Here is an 18,392-nt window from a genome sequence, read left to right as displayed (position 1 = left end):
CCATCGACCGACGATGGGCCGAATGACGACGCGAAATGCGAGGAGGAACGATGAGGAAGTCCGTGGCGCGGCTGCTGCTGCCCTTGTGCATGCTGGTACTGGCGGCGCAGGCCGCCAAGGCGGCCGAACAGGCCATCGATCTCGCCACGCCCACGGGCACGCTGGCGGGTACCCTGAACCTGCCTGCCGGCGCCAAGGTGCCGGTGGTCTTGCTGGTGTCCGGCTCCGGACCGACGGACCGCGACGGCAACGGCCCCGTGCCGCAAACGCGCAACGACAGCATCAAGCTGCTGGCCGCGGCCCTCGCGGATGCCGGCTTCGCCTCGGTGCGCTACGACAAGCGCGGCATCGCGGCCAGCAGGGCCGCCGGTCCCGCCGAGTCGGCGCTGCGCTTCGACACCTATGTCGACGATGCCGCGGCCTGGGTCGCCAGGCTGAAGGGAGATCCGCGCTTCGGCCCCGTGATCGTGCTGGGCCACAGCGAAGGTTCGCTGGTCGGCATGCTGGCCGCGCAGCGCGCGGGCGCCAATGCCTACGTGTCGATCGCCGGCCTGGCCCGCAACGCGGGCGCCGCGCTGCGGACCCAGTTGGCGGACAAGCTGCCGCCCGACCTGCTCGCGGCCAGCAACCGCATCCTGGCCGCGCTAGAGCGGGGCGCGACGGACGCCGACGTGCCGCCCGCGCTGGCGGCCCTGTACCGGCCCAGCGTGCAGCCTTACCTGATCTCGTGGATGAAGTACGTGCCGGCCGAACGGATCGTCGCCTTGCGCGTGCCGGTGCTGGTCGTGCAGGGCACGACGGACATCCAGGTCGGTGTCGACGAGGCGCAGGCGCTGGCGAAGGCCAAGCCGGACGCCGCGCTGGCCATCATCCCGGGCATGAACCACGTCCTCAAGGAGGTGCCGGACGATCCGCAGCGCCAGATGGCCTCCTACGGCGACCCGTCGCTGCCGCTGCACCCGAAGCTCGCGCCGGCCATCGTGGCCTTCCTGCGCGGCGTGCCGGCCGTCAGCAAGCCATGAGCCGGCGCACCTTGTCGACGTCGTCCTGCGTCGCCGGGTTGTAGACCACCATGCCCAGGTCGGTCCGGCCGTCGACCGTGAACGACGAATACTCCATCGCGATGACGCCTGCCACCGGATGGTGCAGGTGCTTCGTGCCCTCGCCGAAGCTGCGCACGTCGTTGTCGCGCCAGAAGGCGGCGAATTCCGGGCTGCGCTCGGACAGCTCGCGTACCAGCGCGTCGACGTCGGCCCGCGCTTCGGCGCTGGCGCTGGTGCGCGCGGCGTCGGCGCGGAAGGCGGCCACGACGAAGCGCGCCACCTTTTCCCAGTCGATCCCGTTGCTCAGGCGGCCGCGCGCGCCGAAGATGCGGCGCAGGATGTTGCGCTCGCCGGCGGGGACGCCGCTGTAGCCGAACACGGCGTCGGCGGCGCGGTTCCAGGCGACCACGTCCCAGGTCAGCGTCTTGACGAAGGCGGGACTCGTCGGGAGGGCGTCGAGCACGCGCTGCACGCGCGGCGACATGCCGGCCTCGGGCTGGTAGCGCGGTTCCGGCGGACGGCCCAGCGCCAGCAGGAACAGGTGGTCGCGCTCGGCCCCGGTCAGCATGAGGGCGCGGGCGATCCGCTCCAGCACCTCGGCGGACGGCGCGCCGCCGCGGCCCTGTTCCAGCCAGGTGTACCAGGTGGCGCTGATGTGGGCGCGCTGCGCCACTTCCTCGCGCCGCAGTCCCGGCGTGCGCCGGCGCGCGGCCGGATAGCCCAGCGCCACCGGGTCGATGCGGGCACGGCGGTCCTTCAGGTAGTCGCCCAGCGGGTGATCGTTCTCCCTCGCGCGTGCGATCGGCAAGTCCATCCTGTCAGTCCTTATACCAGTATAAAGTCACTACTTTACCCCCATGGGCCCAGCGCAGATAGTAATGGACATCCACAAACAAAGGAGAACACCATGCGAATTTTCGTTACCGGCGCCACCGGCTTCGTCGGCGCGGCCGTCGTCGAGGAGTTGATGAGGAATGGCCACGAGGTGCTGGGACTGGCGCGCTCTGACGAGGGCGTGGCACGGCTGGAAAGGATGGGCGCCCAGGTGCTGCGCGGCGCGCTCGAGGACGTGGACGGCCTGGGGCAGGGGGCGCGCGCGTCGGACGGCGTCATCCACACGGGCTTCAACCACGACTTTTCCCGCTTTGCAGAAAGCTGCGCGCTGGACAAGCGCGCCATCGAGGCGCTGGGCGCCGCCCTGGAAGGCACGGCGAAGCCGCTGCTGGTGACGTCGGGAACGGCCCTCGTCGCGCCGGGCCGCCTGGCGACCGAGGGGGATGCGCCGCATCCCGTCATCGAGGCCTTCCCGCGCGCCTCGGAACACGCAGCGGAAGCGCTGGCCGCGCGCGGCGTGCACGCTTCCGTCGTGCGCCTGCCGCCGTCCGTGCACGGCGAGGGGGACCACGGCTTCGTGCCGATCCTGGTCGGGACCGCGCGTGCCAAGGGTCTCGCGGCGTACGTCGGCGAGGGAGGCAACCGCTGGCCCGCCGTGCACCGCGTCGATGCGGCGCGCGTGTACCGCCTGGCGATCGAGCGCGCTGCAAGGGGCGCGCGTTATCACGCGGTGGCGGAAGAGGGCGTGCCGTTCCGCGCGATCGCCGAGGCCATCGCGCGCCGGCTGGGCGTGCCGTCGGCGAGTGTGAGTAGCGAAGAAGCGGAGCAGCACTTCGGCTGGTTCGCGCGTTTCGCCGCGATCGATGCGCCGGCAGCGAGCGGCTGGACGAGGGAGGTGCTGGGGTGGGCGCCGGAAGGGGCGACGCTGCTGGAGGATGTGGACAGCGAGCGCTATTTTCCGCGCTGACCCGTCGCCCCCGCGCAGGCGGGGGGCCAATTTCTGACCGTGCCAGCAACGCACGCAGAAATTGGGTCCCTGCCTGCGCAGGGACGACGGCTCAATTAGTCAAACGACCACGAATACAAGGCATCCAGCGCCGTGTTGGTCCCCGTCTGCAGCTGCAGCGTGATGCGCGGATTGATCTTGTAGCGCAGGCGCACCACGCTCGAGGCGGTGGCGGCACCCTGTTCGAAGCTCAGGTACAGGCGCGAAGAGATGCGCTTGCCCACCGTGACCACGGTGCTTTCCAGGCCGCTGGCCTGGCCCGCGCCCTGGCGCACGCCCAGTTCGTCCAGGCCCAGCGAATTGGCCAGCTTGCTGGTGATGCCGCCGGTGCCGCCCTTGCCGCCCAGCAGGGCGCCGGCCGCCGCGCTCAGCACGCCCGCTTCGTTACCGGTCGTCGATTCCATGCCGTGGCCCAGCACCAGCCAGGACAGCTTGTCGCTGTCGGACACGTTCGGCGTCGACACCAGCGTGGCCGACGGCGCCAGCGCCGTGCCGCGCACCTGCACGCCCGCTTCGACGTTGGTCTCGCTGAGCTGTTCGCCGTCCGGGCGCTTGCGCACCGCGAGCACGTCGATCGACGGATTGTCGTACGGGCCGCTGAAGGTGACCACGCCGCGTTCGATCGACAGGCGCTGGCCGTAGGCGGCATAGGTGCCGCTGACGGTGCGCACGCTGCCGTTCAGGCGCGGCGGGCCGTCGCCGACCATGCGCAGCTGCACGGCGCCGGCCAGGTAGGCGTCGGCGCCCAGGCCGCGCACGTGGAAGTCGTCACCCAGGTCGGCCGTCAGGTCGACCGTCAGCGGCACTTCCCTCTCTTTCTTTGCCGCCGTCGGCTTCTGCGTGCCGCGGCCCAGCACGATCACGTCGTCCGACAGCGTGGGGCGGTCCTGCGGCGCGAATTCGACCAGCGCGCGGTCGGCGCGGAACTTGCCTTCGACGGCGAAGCGGTTCGCGTCGCGCACCACGGAGGCCTGGCCGCTGACGATCACGGTGCGGTCCGGGCGCGACAGCGCTTCCAGCTTGTCGGCCACGAGGCGCAGGTCCATCGCCGCCTGGGCGCCGGCAAAGCGCACATTGCCTTCCAGGCTGGCGCGGCCGCTGTTGCCTTCCAGGGAGAAGCGCTGTAATTGCAGCTGGTCGCCGGCCAGCGTGGCGCGCAGGGTGCCGTTGCGCAGGCGCAGGCCCTGGTCCGGCCAGCGCACGGCCAGGCCTTCGCCGTTGATACCGCCGTTGAGCGTGGGGGCGCCGACGGTGCCCGTGCCCGTCACGCTGGCGCGCAGGGCGCCGTCGACTTCCAGGCCCGGCTGGCCGATGAGGGGCGACACCCATGCGAGCGAACCGAGGTTGGCTTCGGCCGAGAGCTTCAGCGGGCTGTCGTTGTCGACCATGCCGCGGATCAGCTGGGCCGTGGCGTCCACCTTGGCATTGCCGATGCGCGTGCCGTCCACGCCCAGCTGGGCGCGCAGGGCGCCGCCGGCGACGTCGGCGCGCAGGTCGAGCGTGCGCAGGCCCAGCTTCACCGGCGCCGTGTCGCCCGCGATCAGGTCGCCCCCTTCGCGGAACACGTGCAGGTTGCCGTCCAGCGCGGGCACCGCGCCGGCGCTGCTCGGTGCGCGCAGGTCGAGCGCCCATTGCGCGCCGATGGTCATGTCGCCGCGCAGGTTCTGGCGCACGGCGTCCGAGGCCTGCGTCAGGTAGCTGACCGGCACGCCTGTGGCGCCGCCGCGGCTGGTCCAGCGCGCGCCGTCCTTCTGCAGCGACTCGACCGTGATCGAGCCGGCCGGCAGGCGGATGGTGGCATTGGTGAACGCGATTTGCGAGGGATTGGCGAGACCGGCCACGCCGCTGCCGGCCGGCGCCGCGATACGCAGCGGCGCCGGCGCGGCCAGCGTCAAGGCATAGCGGCCGCGGTTGGTCAGCGTATCGAGGCTACCGGTCCAGGCATTGTTGTTCCAGCCGCCGTGCACGGCGACGGCGGCGTCGAACATGTCGCCGCGCGCGGCCGCGCTGATCGTGTGGGCGCCGCGCGTGCCGGTCGACTGCAGGCGCGCGCTGGCGATGCGGGTCTGCTCGCCCGAACCGTTGGCGGCGCTGCTGGCGTAGTCGGCCACCTGCACGTCGAGGGCGAGCGGGTCGCTGGCGCCGCGGCCGGAACCGAGGTTGGCGCTGGCGCGCAGGCTGCCCACCGACTGGCCGGCCATGCGCAGCTTCTGGCCTTCCAGCGATGCCGTCAGCGACGGCGTGTCCATGGTGCCGGACAGCGTGCCGGAGCCGCGCAGCAGGCCGCCGAAGTCGGGACCCAGTGCGCCCAGCTGCGGCGCGTCGATGCGCCAGTTCAGCGTGTCGCGGCCGCTGCCGAAGGCGCCCTTGGCGGCGACCACGTTGCCGCCCAGGTGCAGGTCGACGTCGGCGTCGGACACGTGGCGCTTGTCGGCCGTGAGTTTCGCGTAGCCCCACAGCGGGGAGTTCGACAGCGTCGACTGCTGCAGCGCCAGGTTGACGGAGCCGCCCATGTTCTCGCCCGTGCGCCCGCTGGCGTCGAACGTGCCGTTGATGCTGCCGGCCAGCGGCGAGCCGAAGGCGGCCGGGTTCAGGCGCTGCATGTCGCCCTTGGCGCGCACCTCGACGATGCGCGCGTCCGCCTTGCCGCCCAGCCAGGCTTCGCCGCTCGCATGCAGGCGGCCTTCGTTGGCCTTGCGTTCCTTTGCCACCCAGCCCAGGCTGCGCGCATCGACCTCGAAGGTGGTGCGCGGCGCCTGCATGGTGCCGGTGACGACGCCATTGGCCTGCACGGCGCCGTACAGGTCCGAGCGCAGCGCGGCCAGCTGGCGGCCGTCGACGCGCCACGACAGGCGTTCGCCCTCGCGCCCGAAGGCGCCGCGCACGTCGACCGTGTTCTGGCCCAGCGCCAGGCTGGCGTCGACATTGTCGACGTGGGTGGCGTCGGCCGTCAGCTTGCCGCGGCCGGATAGCGCCTGGTCGAACAGGCGGCTCTGCTTCACCGCGAAGTCCGCGTTCACCTGCCACTGCGGGGACAGCGCGCCAGCCGCATTCACTTCGGCATTGATGTCGGCCTGCGGGAAGTCGCCGAAGTCGGCCGGGTTGAAGCGGCTGGCGACGGCATTGACCTTGAACGGCTTCTTGTCGAGCAGGTTGGCATTGCCCGTCACGCGCACGCTGCTGCGGCCGGCCGTCAGGCGCGCGTCGCGCACGGTCAGCACGTTGTTGTTCAGCGCCGCCTCGGCCACCAGGCGCATGCCGGCGTCCGACAGGTTGATGTTCAGCGTCTGCGTGTCCTGCGTGTTCGCGATGCGCAGGTCGCCGGCGATCTTCGTCGGCTTCATGCTGGCCTGGATTTCGTGCAGGTCGAAGCGGTCCGTGTGCAGCGCGAATTCGGCGGTGCCGAGACCCTCCTCGTTGGGGCCGCGCTGCACGCCGCCCTGGCCCGTGAAGCGGCCGGCCGCGCCCAGGTCGATCAGGACGTCGGAGATGACGGGCGCATCCAGGTTGCCGCTCAACTGGCCGCGCATGGCGCGCAGCGGCAGGCGCTGCTGGTCGAGCGTGCCGGTCGGGCCGTCGTTTTTGAGGTCGACCGTGCCCGCCAGCTTGCGGTCCGGGTCGAGGCGCACGGCCACGTTCAGGTTCAGGTCCGCCGTCGGCAGCGAAGGGCTGAAGAAGCCGGGGTCGATGTTGCGCGCATCGAGCTTGAACGCCTGGAGCGGGAGGTCCGCGAACGGCGCCAGCACGAGCTGGCCGCTGCCCTGCGCGCGCGCGGCCTTGCCGCTGGCGTCGATGACGGTGCGTTGCAGGTCGCCGCCCGCGTGCACGGTGAGCTGGGCGCCCAGGTTGGCCGGTGTCACCGCAGGTGCGGGCTCGCCCGGCTTTGCCGCCGGGGGCGGGGCCTGGGTCTGGCTCAGGCTCGCGTTCAGGTCCAGCTTGTAGGGCAGCGTGTTGGCGATGGTGCCGTTGGCCTTGACCTGGCCCCAGGGCGTGGAGGCGCCCGCGTAGTCGAGCTTCCACTGCTGCTTGTCGCCGTGCAGGCGCGCGCGGATGTCGTCGATCTCGGTCGAGGCGCCCTTGTTGACCATGACCAGCTTGGCCAGGCGGGCATCCTCGACGGCGATCTTGAACGGCGGCGCCAGGCGCGTGGGCATCGTCGACTTCTCGTCCGTTTCCTTGAGCGTCTCCAGGCGCAGCGACGCGGCATACAGCTGGTTGATTTCGACGCCGCTGGACAGGAACTGCCAGGGCTTCCAGTCGATGTCGACGGTGTTCGCCGTGATCAGCTGGGTCTCGGTGCGGAACACGATGCGGTCCACGTGCATGCGGCCGTACAGCGAGCCGGAGACGCCGGACAGCGTCAGCGCGCCGCCGCTGGCATTGGCGACGCGCTGGGCGATCATCTGCAGCGTCGTCTCGCGGCCCAGGTACCAGACCACGCCGCCGAGCACCACGACGGTGACGGCGGCGCCGATCGCGACGCGGCGCGGCCAGCGCCGCGGTTTGTGTCCTGTCGGCGGCGCCGCTTGTTCGGAGGTGTTGTTATCGACTTCCATCAGAAGGTGAATCCCAGGGAGAAGTGCAGGCGGACCTTGTGCACCGCCTGGCCGTAGGCGACGTCGACGTTGATCGGTCCGACCGGGCTGCGCCAGCGCGCGCCGACGCCGTAGCCCGCTTTCGGTTTCAGGTCGCTGAAGTTGTCGGCGGCATTGCCCGCATCGTAGAAGATGGCCGCGCCGTATGGCGGCTTGAACCACCAGTCGTATTCGGCGCTGGCCGTGAACAGGTAGCGGCCGCCCGTGATCGCGCTGGCGACCGGCACGCCGAGCTGCTGGTAGCCGTAGCCGCGCACCGAGCCGTCGCCGCCGGCGCGGAACAGGAAGGTGGAGGGCACGCCGGCCTTGTCGCCGGAACCGACGGCGCCGAATTCGCCGCGCAGGATCAGCGTGCCTTCGCTGCCGACCGGCTTGTAGGCGAGGGCGCGCGTGTACAGGCGCACGAACTTTTCGTCGGTCAGGATCGGCAGCACGGCCGCGCCCAGCTGGACGTTGGCGATGTAGCCCTTGGTCGGCGCCACCAGGCTGTCCAGGTGGCGCTTCGTGATCGAGAAGGTCAGCGGCAGGCTTTTCACGCGCGTGCTGGGCGTGGTCTGGCCTTCGAGGGTCACTTGCTCGGTCAGCGCTTCCAGCTTCAGGCTGCGCTCCAGCAAGGGCGAGCCCCAGCTGCGCGTGGCCGAGACGCTGGTGGTGCGGGTGATCTGGCCTTCGATGTCCTCGCGGTCGAAGCCGCCGCCCACGCTGTTGCTGTAGCCGTTCGACGTGGTCGGCCAATAGAAGTCGGTGCGCGCGGCCTGGTGCTTCTGCTCGTACAGCACGCTGCTCTTGTTGCGCTTGCCGAACACGAACAGGTCGCCGTAGGTGGCCTGGGCGCGCGCGCCCGTGTTGGTCGAGTAGCCGACACCCACGGACACGTTCTTGCGCTTGTTTTCCGTCACGCGCACCAGCACGGGCAGCGTGGTGGGGGCCGCGGTGGGCCCCGTGGCGGCGGGCTGCGCACCCTGGGCCAGGTCGTCCACCTGCTGCGCGACCACGCCGGACATGTCGGCGCTGACCTCGACCGTGGCGAAGTAGCCCGTGTCCTGCAGCTGGCCCTGCAGCGCCTGCAGCGCGGCCTCGCTGTATTCGTCGCCGGGGCGGATGTGGTTCAGGTTCGTGATCACGCGGGCCGGATAGCGCTTCAGGCCCTCGATCCTGAGTGCGCCGAAGCGCGCGTCCGGGCCGCTGTCGATGACGACCTTCAATTGCGCCTTGCGGGTGTCCGGATCGACGGTGGCGCTGGACTCGATCAGCTGGGCGCGCGGGAAGCGGCGCTGGGCGATCTGGCGCAGCATGTTGCGCTTGGCCGCTTCCCAGTCGGCTGTGCGGAAACGCGCGCCCGTGCCCATCGACCAGCCCTGGCGCAGGCTGGCGGCATCGACCGGGGCGCTGCCCTTGTCGGCCGGGACGAAGCCGCGCAATTCGATGTCGACGTCGCCGACCACCACCGGCTGGCCCGGCTCGACATTGATGCGCACTACCGGCTTGGCTGCGGACGTATCCAGCGTGCTGGACACCTGCGGCGAGTAGTAGCCCTCGGTCGCGACGAGGGTCTTGATCTGTTCGGGAGCGACGCGGACCAGGCGCTGCAGCTGTTCCATATCGACGCGCGGATTGCCGCGCCAGCGCATCAGGTCGATGTTCCCTTCGATGAGCTCGCGCAAATCGCGCGGCGCCTCGATGCGCACGTCGTAGTCGACGGCGCGCGAGGGCGCGTCCATCGGCAGCGGCGCGGCCGTCTTGTCGTCGGGCCGGGCTTCCGTGGCCGGCTTTTGCTCGGCAGCGACAGGCGGGGAAGCGGGCTGCTGTTCCTGCGCCCCGACAGCAGGGATCAGGCACAGCGCGTTCACGCCCAGCACGATTTGTGCCAAAATTCGTGATTGCGCCGTCGTCTTCGCCTCGGTCTGGTCGGGTCTTGCGGGAAACATGTCTCTCCATTGTGTCAATTTGCCGGCCACATCTTAACGGATTGTCAAACGCCATGGCGGACGCTTAGTGTCAACTTAGCTCAGGAATATTTAACATGCATCAACCCGATACCGCACTGGTCCTCTTCAGCGGCGGCCAAGATTCCACCACCTGCCTGGCCTGGGCCCTGCAACGCTACGAGCGCGTCGAGACCATCGGCTTCGACTATGGCCAGCGCCACGCGATCGAGCTGGAGGTGCGTCCCACCGTGCTGGCCAAGATGCGCGCGCTGTCGCCGCAGTGGGACCAGCGCCTGGGCGAGGACCACATGATCGACCTGTCGCTGATCGGGCGCATCTCCGACACGGCACTGACCAGCGACGTCGCCATCGAGATGCAGGCCAACGGCTTGCCGAACACCTTCGTGCCGGGACGGAACCTGATGTTCATGACGGTGGCGGCGACCGTCGCCTACCGGCGCGGCCTGACGGTGCTCGTCGGCGGCATGTGCGAAACCGATTTCTCCGGCTATCCGGACTGCCGCGACGACACGATGAAGGCCCTGCAGGTGGCCCTCAACCTGGGCATGGCGACGCGCCTGAAGGTCGAGACCCCGCTGATGTGGCTCGACAAGAAGCAGACCTGGGAACTGGCGGAACAATGCGGCGGCGAAGCGCTGGTCGACCTGATCCGCTTCGACACCCACACCTGCTACCTGGGGGAACGGGGCGCGCCCCACGCCTGGGGCCACGGTTGCGGCACCTGCCCGGCGTGCGCGTTGCGGGCACGCGGTTACGAGCAGTACGCGGCGTAGGGTGGACGGCTCCGCCGTCCACGCGTTCAAACCTTGTTCGCTTCGACGCGCCGGTTGCTTGAACGCGTGGACGGGGAACCCGTCCACCCTACACCGGATGTTGCATGATCCGGTTGCGGCGCGAGCGCGACACCAGCCACCACACGATCGCCACCGGCACCAACAGCGGCAGCAGCAGCGGCGACACCACCAGCGCCAGGACCAGCGCACCGAGCGCCATGCCGCCCAGGCACAGGATGCCGACGCCGGCGAACACCACGGCCAGCACGGCGCCCACGGTCAGCATGATCACGCCGGCGAGCAGCACGCCGCCGCCCGCGAACAGCACGGCCAGCAGTCCCTCCAGCGGGCCGTCGATGTCGTCGCCGTTGACGTGGAAGGCCATGTCGCCGTGCCAGGCGAACAGGTTCCACAACAGCAGGGCAACTCCGAACAGGATGACGAATACGGCGGTCTTTTTCATGATGGCTCCTCGTTGAATGCGTTGTGACGTTCTTTCCGCTGTTCCCATTTGTCGGCGGCATGGTCACAATGTATCTGCATCGGAACAGCGCCTCCATCGACGTGAGACAGGCTGCATTCCGGCGGGGCCGAACGGTGCAAGGGGATGATGAGTGGTACGGCCTGCGCAAGCGGGAAGCTGCCGGAAAGCAAGCCTTGCAATGCAGGACATGCGGTCTATACTGACAGCCTGCTGTGTCACAGGAGGTCCCATGCAACTGTTTCAGCAAGCGTACCGGGCATGGTTCGACCGGGGCGGCCACAAGAACCCGCCCTCGGCGCCGCCGGCCATTCCGCCCATCGTCATCAATCCGCACGTCGATCCGCGCAGCGATCCGACCGGCCGCCAGATCCCGAATCCGGCCATCGATCCGCTGCGCACGCCGCCCGGGCCCCCGATCGTCCCGCCGCGCGGACCCGACCTGCGCATCATCTGAATCAAGCGAGGAATTTCATGGGTGCGGCGCTTGTCCGGCAGGCGCTAATTCCCTATGATCTGGCTTTGGGCACGGCCCGCAGATCACGATGGAACCCATGAACGACGAAGTACACGACGAAGCACCCGACAACGACGCGCCCGTGCAGGAAGCGCGCCTGTGGCAGGACAACGGCTGGACCGCGCGCGTCATCAAGAACGAGGACGACGAGGGCTGGGCCGTCGCCATGTACAAGGAGGGCGAGTCCGAACCGGCCCTGGTCGGCCCCTGGACCATGGGACGCGACAAGAAGAACCCGAAGCCGCTCGACGTCAATGCGTTCAACACGCTGGTCAAGACGGCGTCGGAAGTCATCCGCCGCCACGAGCAGCACCTGCACGCGATCCTGCACAAGAGCACCGTGGTCTCCACCGCCGACGGCGAATTGAAGGTCACGCTGGACATCGTGCCGGACGAGGACCACCCCTACGCGCTGCTGGCCGCCATCGACGAGATGGGCGAGCAGGTGGCGCAGGTGCGCGTCGAGGCCAATTTCAAGCTGTCGCCGGCGTCGGCCATGGCCTGGGTCGAGAACGATTTCCGCGCGCCGCGCTGAGCGCGTCTTCGCGTGGGCGGGGATCCGTCCACGTTTTCTGATGGTATTTCCGCGACAAATGCTCCAGCGGGCAATATGAGCTGCTAATATTTCCCTGACGCATTATTGTGCCGATAGGGGAACCATGGAAAGCCGTCTTGCCCGCCTGGAAGCCGTCCAGGCGATGCTGCTCGAGATCGGGCAGCTGTCCGCCAGCTGCACCGACATCACCGAATTCATCGGCGCCGTGCACCGCGCGCTGGGCCGCATCATGTATGCGGAAAACTTCTACGTCGCCCTGGCCGACCGCGAGGACGGGACCGTGCGCTTCGTCTACTTCGTCGACACGCTCGACCAGGGGCCCGACCCGCAGGAACGCGTGAAGCTGGCGTCGCCCGAACAGTCGCCGACGGCCTGGGTGCTGCTCAACAAGCAGGCGCTGTCGATGACGTCGGACGAGGAGCGCTCGCGCGAGAACGGCAGCACCTGGGGCACGGGCAGCGTGGCCGAGCACTGGATGGGCTGCCCGCTGCTGGACCAGCAGCACGAGGCGGTGGGCGTCATCGTCGTCCAGAGCTACCTGCCCGAACACACCTACAGCGTCGAGGACCAGGCGCTGTTTTCCCTGATCGCCAACCATATCTCGAATGCGCTGCAGGGCCTGCAGAGCATGGACCGGCTGGAACGCGCCGTGCAGGAACGCACCCGCGCGCTGGCGCGCGAAGTAGCCGAACGGCGCCGCGCCGAGCAGGTGCAGCATGCGCTGTACCAGATCGCCGACCTGTCCGCATCCGCGCTGGAGACGGGCGAACTGGCGTCCAGCCTGCACCGCATCATCGCCGAGCTGATGGTGGCGAAGAACTTCCTGATCGCCCTCACGCATCCGGACACGGGCGAGATCAGCATCCCGTATTTCGTCGACGAGAAGGATGGAGAAGCACCGCACAAGCGCTTCCCGTTCGGCATCGGCATGGTGTCGTACGTGCTGCAGACGCGCCAGGCGCAGCTGCACGATGCGGGCAGCTTCGCGCGCCTGCAGGCGTCCGGCAAGGTGCGCGAGCCGCTCGGCAACGTCGGCATCGCGAGCTGGATCGGCGCGCCGATGCTGGTGCACGACAAGGCCTACGGCGTGATGGTGGTGCAGAGCTACGACCCCATCATCGTGTATTCCAAGGCCGAGCTGGACCTGCTCGCCTTCATCGCCAGCCACGTGGCCGTCGCCATCGCGCGCATGCAGGCCGACCGCGCGATCCGCAAGGCCAAGGAGAGCCTGGAGGCGCAGAACGCGGCGCTGAACCAGGCCCTCACCCAATTGCAGGAAGCGCAGTCGGAACTGGTGCGCCAGGAAAAGCTGGCGTCGCTGGGCCGCCTGGTGGCCGGCGTCGCCCACGAGATCAATACCCCGCTGGGCATCTGCGTCACCGCCACCAGCCACCTGGTGCAGGAGCTCAAGCTCACGCGCGAGGAGCTGGCCGACGGCAGCATGACGCAAGAGAGCCTGGACGCCTTCCTCGACGTGGTCGACCAGTCGCTGCGCATCATGACCACCAATACCCAGCGCGCCGCGGCCCTGGTGCGCAGCTTCAAGCAGGTGGCCGTGGACCAGTCCTCGGACGACATCCGCAGCTTCAACCTGGGCGCCTACGTGAACGAGGTGCTGCTGTCGCTGCAGCCGAAACTGAAGGGCCGCCCCGTCAAGGTGGAGGTGGATTGTCCCAAGGACCTGGTCCTGGAAAGCTTCCCAGGCGCCGTGTCGCAGATCCTGACGAACATGCTGATGAACTCCCTGGTGCACGGCTTCGAGCGCGAGCAGGCGGGGCAGATCCGCATTCACGCCGCACTGGAAGAAGAGATGGTGACGTTCGAGTACGGCGACGACGGCGCCGGCATGGACGCGGACACGCTGGCCAAGCTGTTCGACCCGTTCTTCACGACCAAGCGCGGCAGCGGCGGCAGCGGCCTCGGGGCGCACATCCTGTACAACCTGGTGACGGGGGCGCTGGGTGGCACCTTGCGCGTGGAGAGCGAACCCGGCAAGGGGCTGCGGTATCACCTGCGTTTCCCGCGTAAACTGAAGAAGCCACAACTGGTCGCGGCGGAGTAGGGTGGACGGCTTCGCCGTCCACGCGGTGATACGCGTCTTGCGATCAGTCGTAACCGTGCACGAAGCCGATTGACCGATCGGTGGCTCATGTGTCGCTGGAACGCGTGGACGGCAGAGCCGTCCACCCTACCGTACGTTCAACGGATGAACAATTCCTTGTACCCCGTCGCCGGATCGTCCTCGCGGCTGAACCGGTGATCCGGCAAGAGCATCACCAATACCTCCGCCGTCGTGCGCACGATGCATCCCGGTCCCATGTGACCGCCGATCACGCGCCCATCCGCATCGGACACGGCGATGTGCAGGTGCGGCCCGTCCGGCGACAGCGAGCCGCCCAGGCTGACGATCTCCAGGTCCCCGTGCAGCGCCGTGCAATCCGGCCGCCCGGCGAAGCGGATCTGCGCCACGTTCAGGCTGCCGATGCCCTGCACGACGAAGGCGGCGGCCACGCCGTGCCGCGCGGGCACGGCGGCGAGTTCGGCGCGCAGGTCGGCGCCGGGGCCGATGCGCAAGGGGAGCGGGTGCAGCGACGTTGCCATGGGATTTACTCCTGCCGGGCCAGGCCGGCCAGCAGATCGACCAGCTGGTCGATTTCGTAGGGCTTGGCCAGCACCTGCACGCCGGGGACGGCCACGCGCTGGTCGGTATAGCCGGTGGCCAGCACCACCGGCAGGCCGGGACGGCGTTCGTGCAGGATGCCGGCCAGGTCGATGCCGCTCACCTTGCCCGGCATGACGATGTCGGAGAACACGACGTCGGCATCGAGGCCCGCCTCGATCATGGCCAGGGCCTGGTCGCCGCCCGGCGCCACCACCACGTCGAAACCGGATTGCTCGAGGCCGCGCACGACGGTCTCGCGCACCAGTTCGTCGTCCTCGACGAACAGCACGCGGCCGGCCCCGCGCGGCGCCGCGGCGCCCGTGCGTGCCGGAGATTGCGGCGACAGCGGCTGGCGCGAGCGCGGCAGGTAGAGGTCGACCGTGGTGCCGGCGCCGACGCTGCTGGACAGCGTCAGCCAGCCCTGCGACTGGGTGGCGAAGGCATAGGCTTGCGGCAGGCCCAGGCCCGTGCCCTGGCCGGGTTCCTTGGTGGTGAAGAAGGGGTCGAGGGCGCGCGCCAGCACGTCGGGCGGCATGCCGGTTCCGGTGTCGGAGACGCTCACGCGGACGTAGTCGCCGCCGGCGCGTTCCGTGCTTTGCTCCACGACGACGTTGCGCACCGCGATGCCCAGGCGGCCGCCGTCCGGCATGGCGTCGCGCGCGTTGATCGACAGGTTCAGGAGGGCCAGGTCGAACTGCAGCGGGTCGACCGTCACCGGCCAGACATCCTCGGCGCAGTCGACTTCCAGGCTGCTGCCCTGGCGCAGCACGCCGCGCAGCAGCTGCAGCGAGCCGCGCACCTGGTCGGCCGGGTCGACCGTCAGCAGGCGCGCATCCTGCACGCGGCCGAAGGAGCCCAGGCGCGTGGTCAGCGCGGTGGCGCGGCCCACGGTGCGCCGGCAGGTCTCGATCAGCGACTGCACCTTGGGCTGGTTGGAGGTGAGCGCGGCCATCTGCAGCGCCGTGGTCAGGGTCTGCAGCAGGTTGTTGAATTCGTGCGCGATGCCGCCCGTCAGCCGGCCCAGCGCTTCCAGCTTCTGGCCGCGCATCAGGGCGTGCTGGGCGCGCTCGCTGTTCGCCACCGCCTCGGCCACGCGCCGTTCCAGCTCGCCCTGGGCGCGCAGGATCTGGCGGCTGGCTTCGCTCATGCGCCGCGCCACCGTATCGATTTCCAGCACGCCCTGCGGCTCGTAGACGATTTCGCGGCCCTGGCCCATCTCCTCGGCGCTGCGGCCCAGGTNCGCCGCGCCACCGTATCGATTTCCAGCACGCCCTGCGGCTCGTAGACGATTTCGCGGCCCTGGCCCATCTCCTCGGCGCTGCGGCCCAGGTATTCGATCGGCGCGGCGGCGCGCTGGCCGAACCAGCGCGCCGCCGCCACGGCCAGCACCAGCAGCACCGTCATGATGGCGCCGAGGAAGGCGGCGGTATGCAAGGGGACGCGGCGCAACTCGGCCTGGGGGATCGTGACCATGACGCGCCACCCGGCGTCCGGCACGGTATTGAAGAAACCGCGCATCGGAATGCCGGCCAGGTTGGTGGCGGACACGGTGCCCTCGGACACCGCCGCGAAGCTGCGCAGCACCTCGTCGCGCACCAGGTGGCCGCGGAACCGTTCGGCTTCCTGCAGGCGCGCCACGATACGGCCCTGGCGATCGGTGATCGCGGCCTGCCATTGATCGGGGAAGCGCTGGCGCGTCAGCAGTTGCTGCAGGGAGGCGGCATCCGAGCTCATGCTGAGGAAATAGGCGATGCGCCCGCCGAGGTGCACGGGGATCTGGATCACGAAGCGGTGGCCGCCTTCCGGCGACGCGAACACGTCGGACACCAGCGTGCGGTCGGCGCCGTAGCGGCGCGCCAGCGCGTCGATATTGGCCAGGCGCCGCTCCGGCAGCGCGTTCCCCGGTGCGATGCGGGTGTCGAGCAGCCTGCGCCCGGCCGCGTCGTACAGCACGATGGCGCCGCCGCGCAGCGGTACGATCGCCCTGGCGTGGCGGTAGAACTCGTCCAGGTCGCCCTCGGCCAGCGCGGGCGAACTGGCCAGCGCATGCAGGATGCCCTCGTTGGTCTGGAGCTCGTTATCGACCAGCAGGGAAAAGGCGCGCACCGTTTCCGTGACGCTGTTTTCCTGCGCGCGCCGCTCCTCCACGTAGACGTAGCCGACCGCCAGCGCGACCGCCAGGAAGGCGGGCACCAGCACGGCGAGGATCAGGATCAGGAGGCGGGTTCGAATGCGCATCGGAGGCATGCAGGAGTGAGTCGGAAGGGCGATTCGTTTCGCCGTCCCGCATGGTACCCGACAACACGGCAGCTGTCCCGCCGGGCAACGGTCGTCAGTCCGGCCAGATGCGGTTGATCTCGGCCGCCTTGTCGAGGTTCTTGATGAGCAGGTCGACGTAGTAGGGATCGAGGTGCTTGCCCGCCACCTCGCGCAGGTAGTCGCGCACCTGGTCGATGGGCCAGGCTTCCTTGTAGACGCGCTCGTGGGTCAGCGCGTCGAACACGTCGGCCACCGCCACGATGCGCGCATACGGGTGGATGTCCTCGCCCTTCAGGCCTTGCGGGTAGCCGCTGCCGTCGTACTTCTCGTGGTGCTGGTGGGCGATCACGGCGGCCGCCTTCAGGATCGGACGCTGCGAGCCGTCCAGGATCTGCAGGCCGACGGTCGGGTGCTGCTTCATGATCTCCCACTCTTCCGGCGTCAGGCGGCCCGGCTTGAGCAGCACGGCATCCGGCGTGGCGATCTTGCCGATGTCGTGCATCGGCGCGGCATGCATCAGCACGGCGGTCTCGTCTTCCGGCATGCCCGATTCCTGCGCCAGCATGTGGCAGACCTGGGCCATGCGGCGCACGTGGTTGCCCGCTTCGTTCGAGCGCGATTCGACCACGTCGCCCAGGCGCAGGATCAGCTCGGCCTGGGTATCGGTGATTTCCTGGTTCAGCAGGATGTTGTCGAAAGCGACGGCGACGCCCGAGCAGAACACGTCGAGCAGCTGGACGTCGATCTCCGAGATCTCCTCGACGCCTTTCAATACCAGCAGCGAGGCCTTGCCGCTGCTGTTGGGGAAGTAGCCGACATAGGTGTCGCCGTGCAGCTTGGAGATGCGGTTGTGGCGCGCCTCGTCGAGCTGGGCGACGAGCTCCGGGCCGATGTCGGGCTCGCCCAGGTCGCCGATGCGGGCCAGCACTTCGTACTTGCTCTCGCCCGTGATCACGCTGGCGCCGGCCAGGCGCAGCAGCATGCTCTGTTCCAGGCGCAGCAGGGCCACGACCTGCTGCAGCAGGCCGCTGGCGAAATCCTTCAGGTTACGCTGGCGGAACAGGTGGGTCGACGCGGCGATCACGCGTTCCAGGCCTTCGCGGTAGTTCTGCTGGGTGCGGCGCGCATCCTCGACCTTCATGATGTCGCGGTAGGCGCGCAGCGCGGCGAAGGTCGTGGTGAACAGCTTGGTGCGATCGAGCTCGGTCTTTTCCTTGTAGTCGTTGATGTCGTAGTCGACGATCACGCGCTCTTCCGGCGCCTGGCCCGGCTGGCCGGTGCGCAGCACGATGCGGGTGAACTGGTTGTCCAGCTCGCGGCGCATCCAGCGCGCCACTTCCAGGCCGCTGTCTTCCTGCTCCATCACCACGTCCAGGAACACCAGCGCGATGTCCTTCTCGCGCGCCAGCACCTCCTTCGCCTCGGCGCCGCTGTAGGCGTGCAGGAAGGTCAGGGCGCGTCCGTCCAGGCGGAAACGCGACAGGGTCAGCTTGGTGACGTCGTGGATATCCGGTTCGTCGTCGACCAGCAAGACCTTCCAGGGAGCGAGTTTGGGCGCGGCAGAAGCAAGGAATGACATAAACGATGTCCGTATCGTGAATGCGTCAGGAAAAAGAGCGGATATTGCGTTAGGGCAGTACTACGGCAATTTGATTGTAGTATGGGCAGTAACCATTAACAACAAGAAATATTGAGTGGGCGCGTAAAAAAGTCACAA

At 69.0% G+C, this 18,392-nt stretch carries 13 protein-coding genes; 6 read left to right on the top strand and 7 right to left on the bottom strand.

The window, feature by feature from the left end; translation table 11 throughout:
- Positions 1–50 precede the first annotated feature (50 nt).
- Positions 51–1,022, top strand: coding sequence for an alpha/beta hydrolase (locus tag QPK32_RS17170; protein ID WP_290414009.1), 972 nt, complete (start codon positions 51–53; stop codon positions 1,020–1,022).
- Here QPK32_RS17170 and QPK32_RS17165 read toward each other — a convergent pair.
- Positions 1,009–1,857, bottom strand: coding sequence for a helix-turn-helix transcriptional regulator (locus tag QPK32_RS17165; RefSeq protein ID WP_290414008.1), 849 nt, complete (start codon positions 1,855–1,857; stop codon positions 1,009–1,011). The genes QPK32_RS17170 and QPK32_RS17165 overlap by 14 nt on opposite strands.
- A gap of 93 nt (positions 1,858–1,950) precedes the next feature.
- Between QPK32_RS17165 and QPK32_RS17160 the strand changes: the two genes are divergently transcribed.
- Positions 1,951–2,844, top strand: a complete 894-nt coding sequence (locus QPK32_RS17160; protein ID WP_290414007.1) for an SDR family oxidoreductase — start codon at positions 1,951–1,953, stop codon at positions 2,842–2,844.
- Between the two features lie 95 nt (positions 2,845–2,939).
- On the opposite strand, the gene QPK32_RS17155 is transcribed toward QPK32_RS17160, so the two are convergent.
- Complete coding sequence (locus tag QPK32_RS17155; RefSeq protein ID WP_290414006.1) at positions 2,940–7,439, bottom strand: translocation/assembly module TamB domain-containing protein; 4,500 nt, start codon at positions 7,437–7,439, stop codon at positions 2,940–2,942.
- The gene (locus QPK32_RS17150; RefSeq protein ID WP_290414005.1) at positions 7,439–9,406 is read right to left on the bottom strand and encodes an autotransporter assembly complex family protein; all 1,968 of its coding nucleotides are present in this window, start codon (positions 9,404–9,406) and stop codon (positions 7,439–7,441) included. The genes QPK32_RS17155 and QPK32_RS17150 overlap by 1 nt, the downstream gene beginning before the upstream one ends.
- Before the next feature lie 95 nt (positions 9,407–9,501).
- Here QPK32_RS17150 and queC point away from each other — a divergent pair, with 95 nt between their 5' ends.
- Entirely contained in the window at positions 9,502–10,200 is a 699-nt protein-coding gene (gene queC, locus QPK32_RS17145) for a 7-cyano-7-deazaguanine synthase QueC (RefSeq protein WP_290414004.1), read from the top strand.
- Positions 10,201–10,288: 88 nt separating this feature from the next.
- Here queC and QPK32_RS17140 read toward each other — a convergent pair whose 3' ends face one another.
- Entirely contained in the window at positions 10,289–10,663 is a 375-nt protein-coding gene (locus QPK32_RS17140) for a hypothetical protein (protein ID WP_290414003.1), read from the bottom strand.
- Between the two features lie 250 nt (positions 10,664–10,913).
- Between QPK32_RS17140 and QPK32_RS17135 the strand changes: the two genes are divergently transcribed.
- The 3 genes from QPK32_RS17135 (at position 10,914) to QPK32_RS17125 (ending at position 13,816) form a co-directional block, all read left to right on the top strand.
- Positions 10,914–11,138, top strand: coding sequence for a hypothetical protein (locus QPK32_RS17135; RefSeq protein WP_290414002.1), 225 nt, complete (start codon positions 10,914–10,916; stop codon positions 11,136–11,138).
- Positions 11,139–11,235: 97 nt separating this feature from the next.
- Complete coding sequence (locus QPK32_RS17130; RefSeq protein WP_290414001.1) at positions 11,236–11,733, top strand: hypothetical protein; 498 nt, start codon at positions 11,236–11,238, stop codon at positions 11,731–11,733.
- Positions 11,734–11,857: 124 nt separating this feature from the next.
- Positions 11,858–13,816, top strand: coding sequence for a GAF domain-containing sensor histidine kinase (locus tag QPK32_RS17125; protein ID WP_290414000.1), 1,959 nt, complete (start codon positions 11,858–11,860; stop codon positions 13,814–13,816).
- Between the two features lie 137 nt (positions 13,817–13,953).
- On the opposite strand, the gene QPK32_RS17120 is transcribed toward QPK32_RS17125, so the two are convergent.
- The 3 genes from QPK32_RS17120 to QPK32_RS17110 form a co-directional block, all read right to left on the bottom strand.
- Positions 13,954–14,343: a PPC domain-containing DNA-binding protein gene (locus QPK32_RS17120; RefSeq protein ID WP_290414034.1), complete on the bottom strand. Its 390-nt coding sequence runs from the start codon at positions 14,341–14,343 to the stop codon at positions 13,954–13,956.
- A 17-nt stretch (positions 14,344–14,360) separates the two neighbouring features.
- On the bottom strand, positions 14,361–15,632 hold the full coding sequence (locus tag QPK32_RS17115) for an ATP-binding protein (RefSeq protein ID WP_290413999.1): 1,272 nt from the start codon (positions 15,630–15,632) through the stop codon (positions 14,361–14,363).
- A gap of 1,116 nt (positions 15,633–16,748) precedes the next feature.
- Complete coding sequence (locus tag QPK32_RS17110; RefSeq protein ID WP_290413998.1) at positions 16,749–18,254, bottom strand: HD domain-containing phosphohydrolase; 1,506 nt, start codon at positions 18,252–18,254, stop codon at positions 16,749–16,751.
- Between the last annotated feature and the right edge of the window lie 138 nt (positions 18,255–18,392).

The organism is Massilia sp. YIM B02763 (assembly GCF_030412015.1).
Taxonomy (GTDB): Bacteria; Pseudomonadota; Gammaproteobacteria; order Burkholderiales; family Burkholderiaceae_D; genus Telluria.
Note: the sequence above shows the minus strand (reverse complement) of the source record. Positions and strands in the feature narration are given on the sequence as shown.

What these genes read in the sequence shown, in the direction of transcription:
- QPK32_RS17170 (WP_290414009.1), top strand. Translation starts at nt 51, where the DNA reads ATGAGGAAGTCCGTGGCGCGGCTGCTGCTGCCCTTGTGCATGCTGGTA.
- QPK32_RS17165 (WP_290414008.1), bottom strand. Translation starts at nt 1,857, where the DNA reads ATGGACTTGCCGATCGCACGCGCGAGGGAGAACGATCACCCGCTGGGC.
- QPK32_RS17160 (WP_290414007.1), top strand. Translation starts at nt 1,951, where the DNA reads ATGCGAATTTTCGTTACCGGCGCCACCGGCTTCGTCGGCGCGGCCGTC.
- QPK32_RS17155 (WP_290414006.1), bottom strand. Translation starts at nt 7,439, where the DNA reads ATGGAAGTCGATAACAACACCTCCGAACAAGCGGCGCCGCCGACAGGA.
- QPK32_RS17150 (WP_290414005.1), bottom strand. Translation starts at nt 9,406, where the DNA reads ATGTTTCCCGCAAGACCCGACCAGACCGAGGCGAAGACGACGGCGCAA.
- queC (WP_290414004.1), top strand. Translation starts at nt 9,502, where the DNA reads ATGCATCAACCCGATACCGCACTGGTCCTCTTCAGCGGCGGCCAAGAT.
- QPK32_RS17140 (WP_290414003.1), bottom strand. Translation starts at nt 10,663, where the DNA reads ATGAAAAAGACCGCCGTATTCGTCATCCTGTTCGGAGTTGCCCTGCTG.
- QPK32_RS17135 (WP_290414002.1), top strand. Translation starts at nt 10,914, where the DNA reads ATGCAACTGTTTCAGCAAGCGTACCGGGCATGGTTCGACCGGGGCGGC.
- QPK32_RS17130 (WP_290414001.1), top strand. Translation starts at nt 11,236, where the DNA reads ATGAACGACGAAGTACACGACGAAGCACCCGACAACGACGCGCCCGTG.
- QPK32_RS17125 (WP_290414000.1), top strand. Translation starts at nt 11,858, where the DNA reads ATGGAAAGCCGTCTTGCCCGCCTGGAAGCCGTCCAGGCGATGCTGCTC.
- QPK32_RS17115 (WP_290413999.1), bottom strand. Translation starts at nt 15,632, where the DNA reads ATGGGCCAGGGCCGCGAAATCGTCTACGAGCCGCAGGGCGTGCTGGAA.
- QPK32_RS17110 (WP_290413998.1), bottom strand. Translation starts at nt 18,254, where the DNA reads ATGTCATTCCTTGCTTCTGCCGCGCCCAAACTCGCTCCCTGGAAGGTC.